Source organism: Pseudomonas sp. PDM05 (assembly GCF_014851685.1).
Classification (GTDB): Bacteria; Pseudomonadota; Gammaproteobacteria; order Pseudomonadales; family Pseudomonadaceae; genus Aquipseudomonas.
The window spans coordinates 337,347-356,001 of record NZ_JACVAC010000003.1 but is presented as its reverse complement, the minus strand read 5'-3'; the positions used below and the strand labels follow the sequence as shown (position 1 = coordinate 356,001).

Annotated in this window: 16 protein-coding genes; 6 read left to right on the top strand and 10 right to left on the bottom strand. The window is 60.8% G+C overall.

Annotation, left to right across the window (positions count from 1 at the left end; translation table 11 throughout):
* Positions 1–7 precede the first annotated feature (7 nt).
* Genes dksA through IB241_RS09145 form a run of 4 tightly spaced genes read left to right on the top strand, consistent with a single transcriptional unit; the run spans position 8 to position 3,296 of the window.
* Complete coding sequence (dksA, locus tag IB241_RS09160) at positions 8–412, top strand: RNA polymerase-binding protein DksA (protein ID WP_192298091.1); 405 nt, start codon at positions 8–10, stop codon at positions 410–412.
* Between the two features lie 27 nt (positions 413–439).
* A complete protein-coding gene (gene zigA, locus IB241_RS09155) occupies positions 440–1,645 on the top strand; it encodes a zinc metallochaperone GTPase ZigA (protein ID WP_192298090.1) in 1,206 nt (401 codons plus the stop codon).
* Complete coding sequence (locus IB241_RS09150) at positions 1,645–2,289, top strand: DUF1826 domain-containing protein (RefSeq protein WP_192298089.1); 645 nt, start codon at positions 1,645–1,647, stop codon at positions 2,287–2,289. The genes zigA and IB241_RS09150 overlap by 1 nt, the downstream gene beginning before the upstream one ends.
* Before the next feature lie 44 nt (positions 2,290–2,333).
* Positions 2,334–3,296, top strand: coding sequence for a CobW family GTP-binding protein (locus IB241_RS09145; RefSeq protein WP_192298088.1), 963 nt, complete (start codon positions 2,334–2,336; stop codon positions 3,294–3,296).
* Here IB241_RS09145 and IB241_RS09140 read toward each other — a convergent pair.
* Positions 3,290–3,685 (bottom strand): DUF3301 domain-containing protein, encoded by a 396-nt coding sequence (locus IB241_RS09140; RefSeq protein WP_192298087.1) that lies wholly within the window; start codon positions 3,683–3,685, stop codon positions 3,290–3,292. The two genes, IB241_RS09145 and IB241_RS09140, sit on opposite strands and share 7 nt — an antisense overlap.
* Positions 3,686–3,802: 117 nt before the next feature.
* Here IB241_RS09140 and pdxY point away from each other — a divergent pair, with 117 nt between their 5' ends.
* Positions 3,803–4,675 (top strand): pyridoxal kinase PdxY, encoded by an 873-nt coding sequence (gene pdxY / locus IB241_RS09135; RefSeq protein WP_192298086.1) that lies wholly within the window; start codon positions 3,803–3,805, stop codon positions 4,673–4,675.
* 140 nt (positions 4,676–4,815) lie between these two features.
* Here the strand turns inward: pdxY and IB241_RS09130 are convergent, their stop codons facing one another.
* Positions 4,816–5,292: an acyl-CoA thioesterase gene (locus IB241_RS09130; RefSeq protein ID WP_017739034.1), complete on the bottom strand. Its 477-nt coding sequence runs from the start codon at positions 5,290–5,292 to the stop codon at positions 4,816–4,818.
* Positions 5,293–5,583: 291 nt separating this feature from the next.
* On the opposite strand from IB241_RS09130, the gene IB241_RS09125 reads away from it, so the two are divergent.
* Positions 5,584–7,347 (top strand): cation:proton antiporter, encoded by a 1,764-nt coding sequence (locus IB241_RS09125; protein WP_192298085.1) that lies wholly within the window; start codon positions 5,584–5,586, stop codon positions 7,345–7,347.
* A gap of 69 nt (positions 7,348–7,416) precedes the next feature.
* Here IB241_RS09125 and IB241_RS09120 read toward each other — a convergent pair whose 3' ends face one another.
* The 8 genes from IB241_RS09120 to uvrD all read right to left on the bottom strand — a co-directional run bounded on the left by IB241_RS09120 (position 7,417) and on the right by uvrD (position 18,580).
* Positions 7,417–7,824: an SMI1/KNR4 family protein gene (locus IB241_RS09120; protein ID WP_017739032.1), complete on the bottom strand. Its 408-nt coding sequence runs from the start codon at positions 7,822–7,824 to the stop codon at positions 7,417–7,419.
* Positions 7,825–7,943: 119 nt separating this feature from the next.
* Positions 7,944–9,401: a porin family protein gene (locus IB241_RS09115; RefSeq protein ID WP_225595369.1), complete on the bottom strand. Its 1,458-nt coding sequence runs from the start codon at positions 9,399–9,401 to the stop codon at positions 7,944–7,946.
* Positions 9,402–9,535: 134 nt separating this feature from the next.
* Entirely contained in the window at positions 9,536–10,297 is a 762-nt protein-coding gene (locus tag IB241_RS09110) for a Slam-dependent surface lipoprotein (RefSeq protein WP_192298083.1), read from the bottom strand.
* A gap of 88 nt (positions 10,298–10,385) precedes the next feature.
* Positions 10,386–13,499 (bottom strand): TonB-dependent receptor domain-containing protein, encoded by a 3,114-nt coding sequence (locus tag IB241_RS09105; protein ID WP_225595367.1) that lies wholly within the window; start codon positions 13,497–13,499, stop codon positions 10,386–10,388.
* Positions 13,500–13,643: 144 nt separating this feature from the next.
* Complete coding sequence (locus tag IB241_RS09100; RefSeq protein ID WP_318652591.1) at positions 13,644–14,618, bottom strand: FecR family protein; 975 nt, start codon at positions 14,616–14,618, stop codon at positions 13,644–13,646.
* 43 nt (positions 14,619–14,661) lie between these two features.
* Entirely contained in the window at positions 14,662–15,159 is a 498-nt protein-coding gene (locus tag IB241_RS09095) for an RNA polymerase sigma factor (protein ID WP_192298081.1), read from the bottom strand.
* 174 nt (positions 15,160–15,333) lie between these two features.
* Positions 15,334–16,206 (bottom strand): Tim44 domain-containing protein, encoded by an 873-nt coding sequence (locus tag IB241_RS09090; RefSeq protein WP_192298080.1) that lies wholly within the window; start codon positions 16,204–16,206, stop codon positions 15,334–15,336.
* 190 nt (positions 16,207–16,396) lie between these two features.
* Positions 16,397–18,580: a DNA helicase II gene (gene uvrD, locus IB241_RS09085; RefSeq protein WP_192298079.1), complete on the bottom strand. Its 2,184-nt coding sequence runs from the start codon at positions 18,578–18,580 to the stop codon at positions 16,397–16,399.
* Positions 18,581–18,655 lie beyond the last annotated feature (75 nt).

Sequence of the window (18,655 nt, the reverse complement as noted above, 5' to 3'; positions counted from 1 at the left end):
GCTCCCCATGACTGAACAAGACCTGCTGGCCCAACCGCCCGCCGACTACATGAACGAAGTCCAGCAAGGCTTCTTCCGCGAGCTGTTGCTGGCTCAGCGCAATGAGCTGCAAGCGCGCATCGACGCCGAGTTCCAGCTGCTGCGCGAGCAGGAACCCAACAGCGACCCGGCGGACGTCGGCAGCGCCGAAGAACAGCGCCAATGGCAACTGCGCCTGCTGGAGCGGGAAAAGAAGCTGTTGGACAAGATCGACGAGGCCTTCGAACGGCTGGCCCGCGGTGAATACGGCTGGTGCCGTGAAACCGGCGAGCCTATCGGCCTACAGCGCTTGTTGTTACGTCCTACCGCCACCCTGTGTATCGAAGCCAAAGAACGTGAAGAGCTGCGCGAACGCCATAAACGGGCGATTTGACCGGCCAACCCTGATGAGGAATACCTGATGTCCAATCGTCTCCCCGTGACTGTGTTGTCCGGCTTTCTCGGCGCCGGTAAAAGCACGCTGCTCAACTACGTCCTGCGCAATCGCGAAAACCTGCGGGTGGCGGTGATCGTCAACGACATGAGTGAAATCAACATCGACGGCAGCGAAGTTCAGCGCGACGTCACCCTCAACCGTTCCGAAGAGAAACTGGTCGAGATGAGCAACGGCTGCATCTGCTGCACCTTGCGCGAAGACTTGCTGCTGGAAGTCGGAAAACTCGCCAAGGAAGGTCGCTTCGATTACCTGCTGATCGAATCCACCGGCATCTCCGAACCGCTGCCCGTGGCCGAAACCTTCACCTTTCGCGATGAAAACGAACAAAGCCTGGCCGATATCGCCCGCCTGGACACCATGGTCACCGTGGTCGACGGCATGAACTTCCTGCTCGACTACCAGGCCGCCGAAAGCCTCGCCTCGCGCGGTGAAACCCTCGGTGAAGAGGATGAACGCTCGATCACCGACCTGCTGATCGAGCAGATCGAGTTCGCCGATGTGATCCTCATCAGCAAGATCGACCTGATCAGCAGTCGCGAACGCGAAGAGCTGATGGCGATCCTTGAACGCCTCAACGCCCAGGCCGAGATCATCCCGATGGTCATGGGTGAAGTGCCGTTGCACAAGATCCTCAACACCGGCCGTTTCGACTTTGAACGCGCCGCCCAGGCTCCGGGTTGGTTGCAGGAACTGCGTGGTGAACATGTGCCGGAAACCGAAGAGTACGGCATCGCCTCCACCGCCTACCGTGCGCGTCGGCCGTTCCATCCGCAGCGTTTTTTCGACTTCATCGACCGCCCTTGGGTGAACGGCAAACTGCTGCGCTCCAAGGGGTTTTTCTGGCTGGCCAGCAAGCACCAGGACGCCGGCAGTTGGTCCCAGGCCGGTGGCTTGATGCGCCATGGGTTTGCCGGGCGCTGGTGGCGCTTCGTGCCAAAAAGCCAGTGGCCCCAGGACGAAGAAAGCGTCGCGGCGATCATGGGTAACTGGCAGCCGAGCACCGGCGACTGCCGCCAGGAACTGGTGTTTATCGGCCAGAACATCGACTTCGCACACATGCGCGCCGAGCTGGACGCGTGCTTGCTCACTGACGAAGAAATGGCCCTGGGCGTCGAAGGTTGGCGCTTGCTGGCCGACCCTTTTGGCCCTTGGTTTGAGCAGGCAGCCTGATGCTGGCCCCGGTAATTGCCCTGCGCCCCGTGATTCGCCAGACCGCTGGTGAAACCCCGCTGGTGCTCGCTGAAATCCTTGAAGATGGCGTCAACCTGGCGCTGTGGCAGCGGCAGTTGCCGCTGCACATCGCCGAATTCGGCGCCTTGCTGGTGGCGCTCAACGAGCCCTTGGCGGATTCCATGGTCATCGAGCTCAACAGCGAAGATGCCACGGTGAACTTGCACGGTTTGGCGGCCAGTTGTCGCGATCTTGAAGGCTACGAAGGTTTTATCGCCGACGTGTCATGGCTGATCAGCGCGTTTGCCTGCCTGCTGGGCGCCAAGCGCATTGGCGTGCGCCTGCGCCTGTTGGACAAGGCCATGTGCCCGCGTTTTCACGTCGATCACGTGCCGGTGCGGCTGATCACCACCTACGCTGGCATCGGCAGCCAGTGGTTGCGCGAAGGCGTGATGGATCGCCGCAAACTGAGCCAGGCGGACGCCGAGCCCAGCGAGCGCATCGAGCAGATCCACTGCGGCGAAGTCGCCCTGCTCAAGGGCACCAAATGGCACGGTAACGAAGGCTACGGTTTGATCCACCGTTCGCCGGCATTAAAAGCCGATGAGCGACGCTTGATCCTGACGCTGGATTGGCTCGCATAACCGCGTAGGATCAAACCCTCTACACGGCCTGAACGATGCCCTCCATGTTGCAGAACATTCCCACCCACGTGATTGCCGGCCCTTTGGGGGCCGGCAAGACCAGCCTGATCAAGCACCTGCTCACCCAGCGCCCGGCGGACGAGCGCTGGGCCGTGCTGATCAATGAGTTCGGGCAGATCGGCCTGGACGCTGCGCTGTTGACCCTGGATGACGATGGCATTGCCCTGGGCGAAGTGGCCGGCGGCTGCTTGTGTTGTGTGAATGGTGCGCCGTTCCAGGTAGGCCTGGGCCGCTTGCTGCGTAAGGCCAAGCCGGATCGGTTGTTTATCGAGCCGTCGGGCCTGGGCCATCCCGCGCAGTTGCTCAAGCAGCTACAGGAGGCGCCGTGGCAAAACGTGCTGGCGGTGCAGCCCTGCGTACTGGTGCTGGATGCCCAAGCCCTGGCCGCGGGCAAACCTTTGCCGCAAGCCCAGCAGCAAGCGCTGGCCGGTGCCGGGCTGTTGGTCTTGAACAAGGATGAAGGGTTGGACGCTGCACAGCGTGAGGCCATCGAACGGCAATTGCCCGACTGCGCACGCTACTGGACCCGCCAGGCGCAGTTGCCGCTGGCGCAGTTGCCGGGGCTGACTATCAAGGCTGGCGCGGCTGTGGATAACTTCACTGTGCCCAAGGGGCTCGCGCAAATGCCGGCGATCTGGAGCGACCCGACGCTGCCCATCTGCCTCAGCCAGGCTCAAGAAGGCGGCTGGAGTATCGGCTGGCGCTGGCATCCGAGTCAGATATTCAGTGCCGAGCGCCTTGATCAATGGCTGTCATCCCTGAGCTGGCGTCGTGCCAAGCTGGTTATCCACAGCGCCGAAGGCTGGGTCAGCGCCAACGCTGTGGATAACAGCCCAGTCGCCTGGCAGCCCAGCGAATGGCGCCGCGATTCACGTATCGAATTGATCTTCAGCGCGCCACAGGACGTGGCGACGCTACAGGCCGCGCTGGCTGCCTGCCGTCAGTGACGGTTCTTGCTCGCGTGGTCCTGGCGCCATTGGCTGAGCTCGATCACATCGGCGCTGGGCAGCGGCGTCTTGATCTCGAACGGGTAGGGGGCCAGTTCGATCTGCGCACTGTGGGCGCCGAATTGGGTGATGGTCCCCGGATGGCGGGTTTCGCCGGTCACGGTGAATTCAAAATTGTAGATGCGCGCCAAGCGTCGCCGCCCCTTGGCATCCTTCACAAACCCGATGCGCTTGAGCGCCACGGCGCCATCGAGCAGTTCGATGTCGAGCTTGGCGCAATGCTGCTTGACCCGCTCCAACGCGCGCTCGCGCAGGCCGTGGTTGTGCCACACCCAGGCGGCAGCGGTCGCCAGCAGCATCAACACGAAGATATTTCCCAGGGTCAGCATGCGAAAAACTCCAACAAAGTGAGAGCAGCTTAACTGTGTCGCCGGTCTGTCGTACAGGCTGCGTTTAGTCGCATACTGCGCGGCCAGAATTTCATCGGTTTTACGGAAATCCCCTGCATGAAACGCACACCTCATCTGCTTGCGATCCAGTCTCATGTGGTTTTTGGCCATGCCGGAAACAGCGCCGCCGTGTTCCCCATGCAGCGGGTCGGGGTAAACGTCTGGCCGTTGAACACGGTGCAGTTCTCCAACCACACTCAGTATGGCCAGTGGGCCGGCGAAGTGTTGGCGCCGCAGCAAATTCCGGCGCTGGTGGAAGGCATCGCCGCGATTGGCGAACTGGGCAACTGCGATGCGGTGCTGTCTGGCTACCTGGGCAGTGCGGATCAGGGCCGGGCGATTCTGACCGGCGTGGCGCGCATCAAGGCCATCAACCCCAAGGCCCTTTACCTGTGCGACCCGGTGATGGGTCACCCGGAGAAAGGTTGCATCGTGCCCCAGGAAGTCAGCGATTTCCTGCTCGACGAAGCGGCTGCCATGGCCGACTTCCTGTGCCCCAACCAACTGGAGCTGGACAGTTTTGCCGGGCGCAAGCCGCAATCGCTGTTCGACTGCCTGGCAATGGCCAAGGCGTTGCTGGCACGCGGGCCAAAGGCTGTGCTGGTGAAACATTTGGATTACCCGGGCAAGTTGCCGGACGGTTTCGAGATGTTGTTGGTGACGACTGATGGCAGCTGGCACCTGCGTCGGCCATTGCTGGCGTTTCCGCGTCAGCCGGTGGGGGTGGGGGATCTGACTTCCGGGTTGTTCCTGGCTCGGGTGCTGTTGGGTGACAGCCTGGTGGCGGCCTTCGAGTTCACCGCAGCGGCGGTGCATGAAGTGCTGCTGGAAACCCAGGCGTGTGCCAGTTACGAGTTGGAACTGGTGCGGGCTCAGGATCGGATTGCGCATCCGCGTGTGCGTTTTGAAGCCACGCCGATAGGCCTGTAACACCGCACAGCAAAAATGTGGGAGCGGGCTTGCTCGCGAAAGCGGTGTGTCAGTCAAAGATGTTCCAACTGAACCACCGTATTCGCGAGCAAGCCCGCTCCCACATTTGACCCGGTTTACACCCTGGGATTGTCAGCGCCTCAGCCTTTGATTTCCTGATAACGCTTTTCCAGCTCCTGGCGAATCTGCCGACGTTGCTGGGCCTGCACGAAACGGCGCTTGTCTTCGCTGTTGTGCGGTTGCAGCGGCGGCACGGCGGCCGGTTTGCGCTGGTCGTCCACAGCCACCATGGTGAAAAAGCAGCTGTTGGTGTGGCGCACTGAGCGCTCGCGGATGTTTTCGGTCACCACCTTGATACCGACCTCCATCGAGGTGTTGCCGGTGTAGTTGACCGAGGCGAGGAAGGTCACCAGCTCACCGACATGGATCGGCTCGCGAAAAATCACTTGGTCTACGGACAATGTCACTACGTAGCGACCGGCATAACGGCTCGCGCAGGCGTAGGCCACTTCGTCGAGGTACTTGAGCAGGGTGCCACCGTGGACATTGCCAGAGAAGTTGGCCATATCAGGGGTCATCAGCACCGTCATCGACAGCTGGGCGTTTCCGGGTTCCATAGCACACTCACGGGTTGTAGGCATCTGTTGGGGGGCACCTCTGCGGGTGCTGGAATCTTTACTGCGCCATCCATAACGGGACGCCGGCGGGCGGCTTGCCGTCACGCGCTGGCCGATCTGTTTCCATATATTGCACCGGCTTTCTGCCGGAAGTCGCGGTGTTAACCTGCAAAAGCCCGTCTCAGGGCATTTCTTACGATTTCGGCAGACTTTTCCTTCCGCGCTTTGCGACATTTCAGCGGCGCGAACGGAAGTGGGAAAAGCACCAGTACCCTCAAGGAGCCCCTCGCCATGCACGCCATCAGCTTTATCCAGGACCTGGCCGTGATCATGCTGGTGGCAGGGGTGGTCACCATCCTGTTTCATCGCTTCAAGCAGCCGGTGGTGCTGGGCTACATCGTCGCCGGCTTCATCATCGGCCCGCATACCCCGCCGTTTGGCCTGATCCACGACGAAGACACGATCAAGACCCTCGCCGAGCTGGGGGTGATCTTCCTGATGTTCTGCCTGGGCCTGGAGTTCAGCCTGCGCAAGCTGTTCAAGGTCGGGGCCACGGCGTTTATCGCGGCGTTCCTGGAGATCATCCTGATGATCTGGATCGGCTACGAGATCGGCCGCTGGTTCGACTGGAAGACCATGGACTCGCTATTCCTCGGCGCGATCCTGGCAATCTCTTCCACCACCATCATCGTCAAGGCGCTCAACGACCTGAAGATGAAGAACCAACGCTTTGCCCAGTTGATTTTCGGCGTGCTGATCGTCGAAGACATCCTTGGCATCGGCATCATTGCCTTGCTGTCGAGCATCGCCGTCAGTGGCACGGTCAGCTCCGGCGAGGTGTTCTCCACCGTTGGCAAGCTGTCGCTGTTCATGATCGTCGCGCTGGTCATTGGCATCCTGCTGGTACCGCGCCTGCTGGCCTACGTGGCCAAGTTCGAAAGCAACGAGATGTTGCTGATCACCGTATTGGGCCTGTGTTTCGGTTTCTGTCTGCTGGTGGTCAAGCTGGAATACAGCATGGTGCTGGGCGCGTTCCTGATTGGCGCGATCATGGCCGAATCGAAGCAGTTGCTTGACATCGAGCGCCTGATCGAGCCGGTTCGCGACATGTTCAGTGCGATCTTCTTTGTCGCCATCGGCCTGATGATCGACCCGCAGATCCTCCTGCAATACGCCTGGCCGATTGCGGTGATCACGGTGGCGGTGGTGCTGGGCAAGATGTTGTCCTGCGGCCTGGGGGCATTTATCGCCGGCAATGATGGCCGAACCTCGTTGCGAGTAGGTATGGGGCTGTCACAGATTGGTGAGTTTTCCTTCATTATCGCGGCGTTGGGGATGACGCTGCAGGTGACCAGCGACTTCCTCTACCCGGTGGCGGTGGCGGTTTCGGCGATCACAACCTTGCTGACGCCTTACCTGATCCGGGGTGCCGACCCACTGTCGTTGAAGATCGCGGCGGTGATGCCCAAGCGCATGAGCCGGGTGTTCGGCCTGTACGGCGAGTGGCTGCGCAGCATTCAGCCCCAGGGTGAGGGCGCGATGCTGGCGTCGATGATCCGCAAGATCATCCTGCAAGTGGGGGTGAACCTGGCGCTGGTGGTGGCGATCTTCTTCGCCGGCAGCTTTTTTGCAGTGCGCATTGGCGGTTATCTGCAAAGCTGGATCAGTGATCCAAGCTGGCAGAAGGCGTTGATCTGGGGCGGGGCGTTGCTGTTATCGCTGCCGTTTTTGATTGCGGCTTATCGCAAGCTCAAGGCGCTGTCGATGCTGTTGGCGGAGATGAGCGTGAAGCCGGAAATGGCCGGGCGGCATACCCAGCGCGTGCGGCGGGTGATTGCGGAGTTGATCCCGATCCTGTCGCTGCTGGTGATCTTCCTGCTATTGGCAGCCTTATCGGCCAGTATTCTGCCAACCAACAAGTTGCTGGTGTTGATCGCCGTAGTCACGGCGGCGGTGGCGGCCGTGCTCTGGCGTTGGTTCATCCGCGTGCATACGCGGATGCAGGTCGCCTTGCTGGAGACGCTGGATAACCATAAGGATACGGCGCAGCACTAGTGGCTAATGTCGGGGGGCTGCAAAGCAGCCCAGCGGGAGCAAGCTCCCTCGCCACAAGCACGCTCTGGATCAGCTTTCCAGCCAGACGTCCCGCGCCCAGTGCCAGACCGATTCCCAGGTTTCTTCGGTGACCAGTTCTTCTTCGCCGGACCACAGCACCACGGTGCCGTCTTCCTCGACGCAGTAGTAGTCGTCGCCGTCCTGGCAGATCGGGATCATGCTGCGATCGACGCCGGCGTCCCAGGCGTTGGCGGCCACGTCCGGCAGGTAGGTGTGGGACTGCGGGTCGGTGACGGTCACCGGCTCCAGGCTGCCGTACACCACGTCGCTGACGGTCAGCAGGAATTCACGGAAGACAAACGGGATGTCGATGAACAGTTGTTCTTCGATTTCCACCAGTTGGTCTTCGTCAGGCAGTTCCAGAGGAACCGGGACCGGTTCGTTGGCTTCACGCAATTGTTCGATGATTTCTTCCACGGCCGGGATCCTCTTGCTGATGGCGCGGTTTATAGGGGCGTTTTATACAGTAGCTCGCTATAAGTGCAACCGTGAAATAGATATTCCGGCACAAGCACAATCCCTGTGACAGCGGCGGATTAGAACTGTTTCTCCAGCTTTAGGCTAATGCTGTTTTTGTCGTAGGAATAAATCCAGTCGATGTTGCTCTGCACCTTGTTGTACTTGACGGTGATGCTGGGAACCACGTCGTACACCGCCAGTCTTGGCGCACGTAGGATGAAGGTGTAGCCCTGCTCATTCTCTTCCCGTGTGCCATCGACGATTGCGCTGTAGGCATCGTATTGACGCTTACGGTACGAGGCAAACAGCACGGCACTCACGCCTATATCGAAGTCCTTGGTGATGCCCAGGCGCACACCTTTTTGCAGGTACGCCGCGACGCGGTCCCGGGCGTCGCGTTCGGTGATGTCGACGCCGCCGAACAGCGTCCATTGCTGGGGCAAGACTTGCCACAGGGTGGCGTAGACCGAGCTGATACCGCCGTCGAGGTTACTGTTGATCGAGTGTTTGTACGTCATGTCCTTGTACTCGCCTTCGAGTTTGAACATACGTGTGGCCGAGAGTGTGTGAATCCACTCGCCGCGCAGGCCCCAGGCGCTGTACATGGCGTTGTCGCCGATTGTGTTGAACTCGTACGAGGGCCCGAATGCGTACTGGTTGCGCGCATCGTGGTAGCTGTAGCCGGCGTTGTTGATCACGGTGGCTTCGTTGTACTTGCTCTCTTTTTCGTACGCTTGGCCGTACAGCAGCGAACGCACGAACAGCCCGTGATGGCCGCTGATGGAGATGCGTTTGTTGAGCGTGGCCTCATAGTCCTGGCCGTGGGCCGACACCGCCTTGGGCAGGGATTGCTTGACCACGTAGGTCTCTTCAGCGGTCTCATAGCGGTAGGTCACGCTGCCTTCGGAGGACTGGTTGAGGTTGTCGCTCCAGGTCGGGCCGATGGCGAATGAGCCTTGCCAGTCTTCGCGATGGTCCAGGGCCTGGATGAAACTGTCGACGGTCTTGCCCAGGCCCATGGCTTGGGCGTCCGACGGGCTGAGGCTGCTGCTGATCTGTTCGAACACGGCTTTGGAGTCGCGATCCTTGCGGTTCTCGAACTGTACCCGTGCCAACTCCAGGCGACCGGGCAGGAAATCGGGCTGGATAGCCAGCAGGTCCTGGTAATAGCGTTCGGCGGTTTCCAGGTCGCCATCGGCGCGGGCCAGGCCGCCGTTGGCGTAGGCGGTGAGCATCGGGTCGTGGCCGGGCAGGGCGGTGTAGCGCTTGAGATAGTCGCGGGCTTGCGGCCATTGCTGGCGCTCGACGCTCAGGTACACCGCGCGGCCCAGCTCGTCGAGGTTGTTGCCGACGCTGTAGACCTGGCCGTCGATAGTCAGCGACGGCGCGGCACCGTCACTCGGCAGTTCATCCTTGAGCAACTCGCGCTCTTGCTTGTTGGCGCGGTATTCGATGCTCTGGTTCAGGCGCAGGTTGGTGTCCTGGTCGGCGGCGAACACCGTCGGGGCCGTGAACAGCAGCAGGGAAAGGGGCAAAACATGCAACGTGAGGGATCGCTTGCAGTAGGGCTGGGGCATTACCGGGCTCTCGAGATCGCTTCAAAACGCCAAAAGCAAGTGCCTGGAGGCCAGGCACTTGCTTCGTGGTGCTACGTCAGTGCAAGCCGCAGTTACTTGGCTACGCCGCCGAAAGCGGTGTCGTAGTTGCGGTTGGTGAACTTGGCGATACCGGCCAGCGACGCGGTGGAGCCTGCACCGAAGAAGCTGCCTTGGGTGGTGCCGGCTGCCAGCACTGCGCTGGTGGTCGGGTTCTGGGCAATGGCGCTGCCGCTGAAACCGGCGGTGGCGGTGTTGATGTTGGCCGAAATCCCGACTTTCAGCGCGGCGTTGGTCAGCGAACCGGTGAGCGTGGGCGATGCGGTGCCGAAGGTAGCGGTCAGGTCGCCGGACAGCAGGTTAGCCCCGGAGTAGTTGTTGATGCCCTGCACCGCGTAGGTCACGCTGGTGGTGGGCAGCACACGGCCGGTGGTGTCGCCGGAGTAGTACACGACGCGAGTCGGATCGTTGTGGGTGCCGTTCTGCGACCACTCGCCGTAGTACACCTGCTGGCTGGCGACTTGCTTGAAGTCGAAATTGCCCAGTGCAGAGTGGGAGGCTGGCATCATTGCCGGGGTAATGGTGGTGACGCCGTTGGTGTCGGTGGGGACCATGCCTTTCAGGCCGGCAAACGTCACTTTTGCGCCGTTGTAAAAGGCTTTTACGCCCACGGCAGGTTGGCCCGCTGCACCCGGGTGATTGGTAGTGCCCGTGCCGCTGGAGCCATCTACAACGATGGTGCCGTCATAACTTTGACCGGAAGAAGTATCTGCTTGAGCAACGCCAGCCAAACCAAGAAAAGCCACTGCCAGTACGGTGTAGTTAAAAGTTTTCATTTCATGTTCCATTGAGTGAATTTAATTAAGTCAACACGTAGAGCATTTGCCAATTTCTTCTTTAGCCTCCCATGGTGCACCTCATAAGTTAGAACGTAGTGGTAAAGCCGAGTTTTAATGTGCGCCCCGGCGCGGGCATGGCCGAGCGTGTCAGTGGGTCGACGTAATAGAGATTGCTCAAGTTGGTGCCGGTGAGTTCGATCGAGGCGTCGTCGGTTAACTTGTAATTGATATAAGCGTCATACGTGACAATCTTGTCCCACGACATCGGTGTATTGATGTAGTAACTGACCATGGGGCTGTTGGGGTAGTTTTTATTAAACTTGTTTTCGTGTTGGCGGTAATAAATGGCGCGCCCGCCAACTTCCAGCTTACGGTTGAAAAATCGACCGCCCAGCCCGAGGTTGGCCGACCATTCGGGTTGCGACATGCTCGCCAGGTAACCACCGACAAAGCCGTCATCTACGCAGTTTGGTGTACTGCCGTCGGGTGTAATAGTGATGGCCGACCTCTCATCGCACACCCGGTTCTTCAACACATGGGCGACGCTCAGGTCAGTGAAGAACCGCCCACTGTCATAACGCCCCTGAAACTCAAGGCCGGATGTGGTCTGTTTTTCAACGTTGCTGAACACCAGTTCCGGGCTGCGTTCAATCACGTTTTTGGTGGTGTTGTGGTAATAGGTCAGTTTGACGTCGGCGCGTTCACTGCCGCCCCACCCGGCCAGGTTATGGATATACGCGGCCTCATAGTTATAGGCGTGTTCGGGTTCAAGCCCCCATGGGTTGAGAGAGGAGGAAAAGCCCAAGGTACTTTCAAACATGCTCGGGTAGCGGATGGCCTCGCTGTAGCGGATGTAAACCCGACCGTTGTCGGAGGTGTAGAACGTACCGGAAAGTGTCGGCGCCCAGGCGCTGTCTTTCTGATGTTTGGCCGTCACGTCTTTTTGGTAGCCAATGCCGGTATCGGACACGCCGCAAGACACGACATTCTGGCCCGCATTGGCCGCCAGAATGCACGGGTCGTTATAACGGGCGAGGCGCCCTTTATCATCCGCATTCCACACAGCCCGAAGTTGGGTGTCTTCAACCCGCGGCGTTTCTGCCTGCAACTGCTTTACATCAATGATGCGGAACTCCGGCGGAATGCCAAACAGATCAAATGCGGCGTTGAGGTCGGCAACTTTCTTATCAACGGCGGCATTCCATTCAGCATCCGTCAATGTTTTGCGCGTGGTGTAATCCACGCGATAGGCCGTATTGACCCACTGCGTGGTTGCGCCGCTTTTGTCTTGGGTTTCTTTCAAGTAGTCATCAAACGCCCAATACGATGAATAGCGCGCGCCTGCGGTGAACTTGGCAAAACTCACCGGTCGCCACTCGAAATTGAAGTTGTATTCCTTTTCTTCACGGCGTCCCGCGCGCGGGTTCATGCGCAAGGTGTCGAAGATCGCTGCGTCGTAATAGTTGTCTTTGGAACCCAACTTCTCATGTTGGTAGCTCGCGCCCAGGGTCAGGTTCAGGCTGTCGATCAACTTGAGTTTGTTGCTGACGGTCACCCCGGCCCGGTCATGTTGGGCATTGGCGACAGCGGTATTCCTGAACACCGGGTCGGCGGCGCTGGTGGCGTTGGGCACGCCGCCACTTGAGTAGGTGTCGCTTTGGGTATTGGTGGCCCAGAGGTTGGAATAGAAATCCACCCACGGGTTGCCCTCGGGCTTGAGGTTGTATTCCAGGTTGTAGGCTTTGCTCTGCACATGGCTCAGGGGCCACTGCGGCACGCCGCTGGATTCGGCATCGAACTGGTCGCCGGGGCGGAAGAACGAAATGCGTGACGGCAGGATTTCGCCGTACAGCGAATCGGTGTCGCGGTAGCCGAACTCCAGGGATTGGTCGTCGTCGATCTTGAGCTTGGCCTTGGCCAGCCAGGACTCCATCTTGCTGGAGGTGTTGGGCACTTCATCGCCCGGCTTGTAGATGTTGGCCAGATTGGGGATGTAGTCGAACTGGCCGTTGACCTGTTCGCCGGTGGCGTAGAACCCGCTTTTGTTCTTGCCCGCGTAGTGGTTGCCCTTTTCGCGGTAGGCGTAGGCGGCGAGCAGTTCGAATTTTTCCTGGCGGGTGCCGAGGGCCAGGCGATAGGCCGAGTCGCCGCCGGTGATCAGGTTGTTGTCGCGGCTGGTGCGTGGGTGCTTGTACAACGACGGGTCGTAGTAGGACGAGATCGGGATGTACTGATAGTCGGCGGGCGGGCTTTGGCCGGTCATCAAGTGCGGCAGCTTGGGCGACACCGAGTTGTTGCTGCCTTCCACCTTCAGCTCGCCGCCGAATGCCTGGCCGTCCTTGAGGATGTCATCCACGTTCAGGGTGTTGGCAACTACCGCGCCACCCACGCCGCTATAGACGTTGCGCTCCAGGTTCGGGCCCTTGAGCACCTTGATACTGCCGATCAGGTTGGGGTCGATGTAATTGCGGTTGTTGGCGCCCATGTAGCCGCGATACACCGTCAGCGCCTGCTCGGTGCCATCGATGGTCAGCGGCACGCGGCCGGGGCCCTGGATGCCACGCACGTTCGGGTCCAGTGCGCCGCTGTTGCGACCGTCACCGCTGTAGACGTTGAGCATGCCCTTGAACATATCGGCGGGGGCGGCGCCTTTGTAGCGTTCGATCTGTTCCTTGCCGGAATACACCGAGGACACGTCCTGATCGTAGATGTCGTTGTAGCCTTTTTCGTCGCGGGACTCCTTGCCATCCAGGCCGTGCACGTAGATCGGGTGCAGGTCGCCTTGCTGGATGCCGCTCATGCCCGGCGCGGGTTGCACCTGGATGATCGGCCGCTCGGGCTGGTTGCCCAGGCTGTAGGTCAGCGCCTGGTTGGCGAGCAGTTGTTGCAGCGCGGCTTCCAGCGATAGCCGGCCCTTGACCGGGTTGCCGTAGGTGCCGGTGAGGTCATTGCTGCCCAGGTACACCTCGACGCCGGCTTGGCGCGCCAGCAGGACCAGGCCTTCGTCCAGTGACAGGGCGGGAACGTCGAAGTCGTGATACGTACTTTGGGGTTGCACCTGGGCCGCGCTGTTGGCCGGGCGAGTTTGCAGCGGATGGATGTCGGCGGCGTCGGCGGCCAGCGCGAACACGGCGAGCTGAATCCCCAGGCTCAGCCGAGTGCGATGGGTTGCCTTGCGCTTCTTGTGGTTCTGTTGCATCTGCAAAACCGGCCTCACTAAAGCAAATAAGAGTTATTCACATGTAGTAGAAACGCAGCAGCAGTCAAAACGCGATAGATCGATATGGTCTATGTATCGCGTTTTATATATGAATGATGTCAAAAGGCCCGCAGACGCGGCCTTTCAGTAGATCAGCGCGAGCCCGGGCAGGTCGAGAATGCGCCCGTGGGCTTGCTGTGCGAGGCGTTTGACGGCGTCGTCGAGGTTGTCCAGGCGCATCACCGCACTGATTGGCACGGCGCGCAATGTGTCGCCTTTGACTACGATCAGCCCCGGCCGATAGCGGTTGATGCGCGCCACGGCATCGCCCAACGCTTCGCGCTGGAACACCAGGCGACCTTCCTGCCAGCTGGCCAGTTCATCCGGGTGCGTGGTGAGCGGCACCAACCCGGCTTTCGGGCTGAAGCGCAGGCTGTTGCCTTGCTCCAGCAGCGCGGACCCGGCCACGTCATCGCGCTGGGCAGGGGTGAGATTGACCTCGACCTTATGCTGCAACACCCCAACCCAGCCTTCACGCTCCTGGCCGATACCGACCAGATAGCGCGTGCCGCGTGCGGTGATGTCGGCGCCGGGGGCGCGCACGGTAAACGGGCGGCGTTCCTGATCATTGATTGGCGATGGGGTGAACACCGCTTCGCCCTGGCTCAGGTTCACCAGGCGGGTCTGATCGTCATAGGCGATGTTCAGGATGCTGTGGCTGCCCAGTTCAACCTGGCTGCCATCCGCCAGGGTGATGTGGCGAACCTCGCCGAAACCGGTGTGATAGTCGCTGTTCAACGCTTGCAGCCAGAAGGGCGGTGCAAGCAGCATCCAGCACCCCAGCGCGAGGGCGCCGACAGCACTGGTGGCTGTCCCGCGTGTCCAGAGGCTGCGTGGCGGGCGCTGCGGTTTGACATAGCCTGGGCGGCGTTTGAGCGCGGCGGTGGCGCGCCAGGCGCGATCCGCCCGACCGGCAGCGGCGGCATGCCTGGGGTCGGCTTCCTGCCAACGCTGAAAAGCTTCTAGCTCACGCGCCGACAGCTGGCCTTGTCGATGACGCATCACCCAATCGGCAGCTTTGCGCTCCAACGGGTCGGTCGTTTGTGGGGAAGCATTCACGGTTCTGACTGTTTACCTTATCGCTTTGCAAGAGACCCAAGGCTTAGCCCTCCTGGTCTGGGTCAAGCGCCTTGCCAATCCTGGCCAGCGCCATCGCCATGTGTTTTTGTACAGAGCTTGTGGAAATCCGTAAATAGCGGGCGGTCTCTTTGTGCGTCATGCCCTCGACCCGGCACAGCAGGAAGATGTCACGGGTACGTTCTGGCATGCGCTCCAGCAGGCTTTCCAGTTGTTCCAGGGCAAGGGCGTCGAGGGCCTGTTCTTCCGGGCCGCTGGCCTCATCCACCAACGTATCGAAATAGGCGGCGGCATCGTTGTCGAAGCGCTTTTCACCGTAGCGGCGATGGTGGTCGATCATGAGGTTGTGCGCGACGCGAAACAGGTAGGACGGCGCACACAGGATGCGTTCCACGTTCTCCAGCTGGGCGATGCGCAGGAAGGTGTCCTGCACCAGGTCCGAGGCCAGGCTGGGTGTGCATTTTTTGCGCAACAGGTAGCGATGCAGCGCGGATGCGTGTTGATTGAAGAGTTTTTCCAGCACGGCGGCACGTTCCTATGCTCGGGCAGAACCGGGAGAGGGCACGAGTATAATGAGAATGTTTCTCATTAATCCAGTAAAAACCGCAACGCATTTCCGCCCGGCAAAAAAAGACCCCGGCGGTGTATTTGCATACACCGCCGGGGTCGTTTACTGCGCGCTCAAGGCGCCAGGTGATCAGCCGTTCTGGCGGATACCGGCGACCAGCCAAGGCTGGTTTTCACCTTGTGGGCGTTCCATGTTCCAGCTTTCGCTGAACACTTCGCCCTGGTCAAAGCGCGAGTTTTTCGACACGCCGCTGAATGTCAGGGTGGCGATGGTCTTGTCGGCGCGGTCATCCACACCGTCCAGTTGCACGCGCAGGTCGTCGATGTAGGTCGACTGGAACGCATCGCCCAGCTCAGCGCGTTCGCGCTTGAGGAACTCCAGCAATTGCGGGGTCACGAACTCGGCGATCTTGTCCATTTCGTTGGCGTCCCAGTGCTGTTGCAGGGACTGGAAGTGACTGCGGGCTGCTTCGACGAAACGCTCTTCGTTGAACCACGCCGGTGCGTTGATCACCGGACGGGCAGCAGCGGCTGGCGAACCGCCGCCGAAGATCGAGCCCATGGCAGGCTTTTGCTCGAACACTTCACGCTGCATCGGCGCACCGGCTGGAGCCATGTGCTCCTGCTGCTTGCGGCGACGGGCGGCGATAAAGCGGAAGATCACAAAGGCGATGACCGCCAGGATCAGAATGTCGAAGATCTGCATGCCCTGGAAGCCGCCGCCCATGAACATGGAAGCGAGCAGGCCACCGGCCGCGATGCCGGCCAGAGGGCCCAGCCAGCGCGAAGCACCGCCAGCCTTGGCAGCGGCGCCAGCGGCACCGGCTGCGCCTGCGGTCGCGGCTGCACCGCCCATGCCACCGGCGGATGGAGCCATTTGGCTGGTCTGGTGAGTCGGTGCTGCGCCCGAACTTTTGCCGCCACCGAAGCGCTTGGCGTTGGCGTCGAGGCTCATCGTCAGGCCGATGCACAACGCCATGGCGATGCTAAGAAAACGTTTCATAAAGGGAATTCCCATTTGTGGATTGCACGCGCGCCATGTTGCACAGGTGTCGTGACAGTGGCTAGCGACATAATGTTTCGGGCTTTTGCGTAGGACGGATTCGGAAGTGTCCGTAGGACTTATTACAGATATTGGCCCGCGCTCGTGAATTACAAGGGCGGGCCAATAACCTTCATCCTAGGGATATGTGTCAGATTGCTTCGAGCTTCGCGTAGCCCATCATCAGCCACTTGCTGCCTTCGGCGAAGTTGACCTGCACCCGTGCCTGCGCACCGGCGCCTTCGAAGTTGAGGATCACGCCTTCGCCAAAGATCGCATGCTTGACCTGCTGGCCCAGGCTGAACGCGGTTTCCGGGATCGCGGAACCGGCGAACAAGCTGCTTGCGCTCTGCTGCTGGCCGCCACCGAACGGGCGGCTGACGCTGTTGGACAGGCGTACTTCCTGGATCAGCCCCTTCGGCACCTCGCGTACGAAGCGTGACACCTTGTTGTAGGTCTCGCTGCCGTACAGGCGTCGTGTCTCGGCGTAGGTCATCACCAGGTTCTGCATCGCCCGGGTAATGCCCACGTAGGCCAGGCGGCGCTCTTCCTCAAGGCGGCCGGGTTCTTCCAGGCTCATCTTGTGGGGGAACAGGCCTTCTTCCATGCCCACCAGGAACACATACGGGAATTCCAGGCCCTTGGCGCTGTGCAAGGTCATCAGCTGGATGCTGTCCTCATGCTCGTCGGCCTGAGCATCCCCGGCTTCAAGCGAAGCATGGCCAAGGAAGGCGGCGAGCGGCGTGAGGTCTTCTTCATTCTCGGTGTTTTCGAACGCACGGGCGGCGCTGACCAGTTCCTCAAGGTTTTCTACCCGAGCCTGGCCTTTCTCGCCTTTTTCCGCTTCGTGATAGGCGATCAGCCCGGACTGTTCGATCACCGTCTGCGTCATTAAATGCAGCGGCATTTCGGCGCATTTGGCGGCGAGGTTCTCGATCAGCTCGACAAACACCCCCAGCGCTCCGGCTGCGCGCCCGGTCAGGCCTTTATTGGCGATGAGCAAGCGCATGGCTTCCCACATCGACACATCGGCGTGGCGCGCGTGGTCGCGGATCGCTTCGACGGTTTTCTCGCCGATGCCACGCGCCGGGATATTGATCACCCGCTCCAGCGCCGCATCGTTGCCACGCCCTTCCAGCAAGCGCAGGTAGGCCATGGCGTTCTTGATTTCGGCGCGCTCGAAGAAGCGCTGGCCGCCATAGATGCGGTACGGGATGCGTTCGCGCAGCAAGGCTTCTTCCAGCACCCGCGATTGGGCGTTGGAGCGGTAAAGGATGGCGATGTCGCTGCGGGCGAGGCCGGTTTTCAGTGCGCTCTCGATGGTTTCCACCACATAGCGTGCTTCATCGTGCTCGTTGAATGCGGCGTACAGGTTGATCGCCTCGCCTTCGCCGCCGTCGGTCCACAGCTCTTTGCCCAGGCGCCCGGTGTTGTTGGCGATCAAGGCGTTGGCGGCCTTGAGGATACCGGCGGTGGAGCGGTAGTTCTGCTCCAGGCGGATGGTGACGGCGTCCGGGAAATCTTCGGAATACTGGTAGATGTTCTCGATTTTCGCGCCACGCCAGCCGTAGATCGACTGGTCGTCGTCGCCCACCACCATCAGGCTGTCGCCGCCCTTGGCCAGCAGGCGCAACCAGGCGTATTGCACGGCGTTGGTGTCCTGGAACTCGTCCACCAGGATGTGCCGGAAGCGCTTCTGGTAATGGGCCAGCAAGCCCGGGTTGTCGCGCCACAGGTCGAGGGCGCGCAGCAGCAGCTCGGAGAAGTCGATCACCCCGGCGCGCGCGCAGGCCGCTTCGTATGCTTCATAGATGCTGCGCATGGTGGCCAGGAACATGTCGCCGCTGGCCTGGATGTGCTGCGGGCGCAGGCCTTCGTCTTTCTGGCCGTTGATGAACCACTGTGCCTGGCGCGCCGGCCAGCGCTGTTCGTCGAGGCCCAGCTCGCGGATCACCCGCTTGACCAGGCGTTGCTGGTCATCGCTGTCCAGGATCTGGAAGGTCTGGGCCAGGCCCGCTTCCTGCCAGTGCGCCCGCAACAGGCGGTGTGCCAGGCCGTGGAAGGTGCCGACCCACATGCCGGCCGGGCTGATGCCCATCAACTGCTCGATGCGATGGCGCATCTCGGCAGCGGCCTTGTTGGTGAAGGTCACCGACAGGATCGAATGGGGCGACGCGTTTTCGACCTGGATCAACCAGGCGATACGGTGCACCAGCACTCGGGTTTTACCGGAGCCGGCACCGGCCAGGACCAACTGACGGCCAACGGGGGCCGCTACGGCCTGGCGTTGGGCATCGTTGAGGGAGTTCAGCAAAAGGGAGAGATCATCGCGCATCGGCGCATTCTATGGCCCTCGGCGGAGTGGGGCAAACCCCAATGCCGGATGGTCGATAATTCTGCCGGGGCGGAT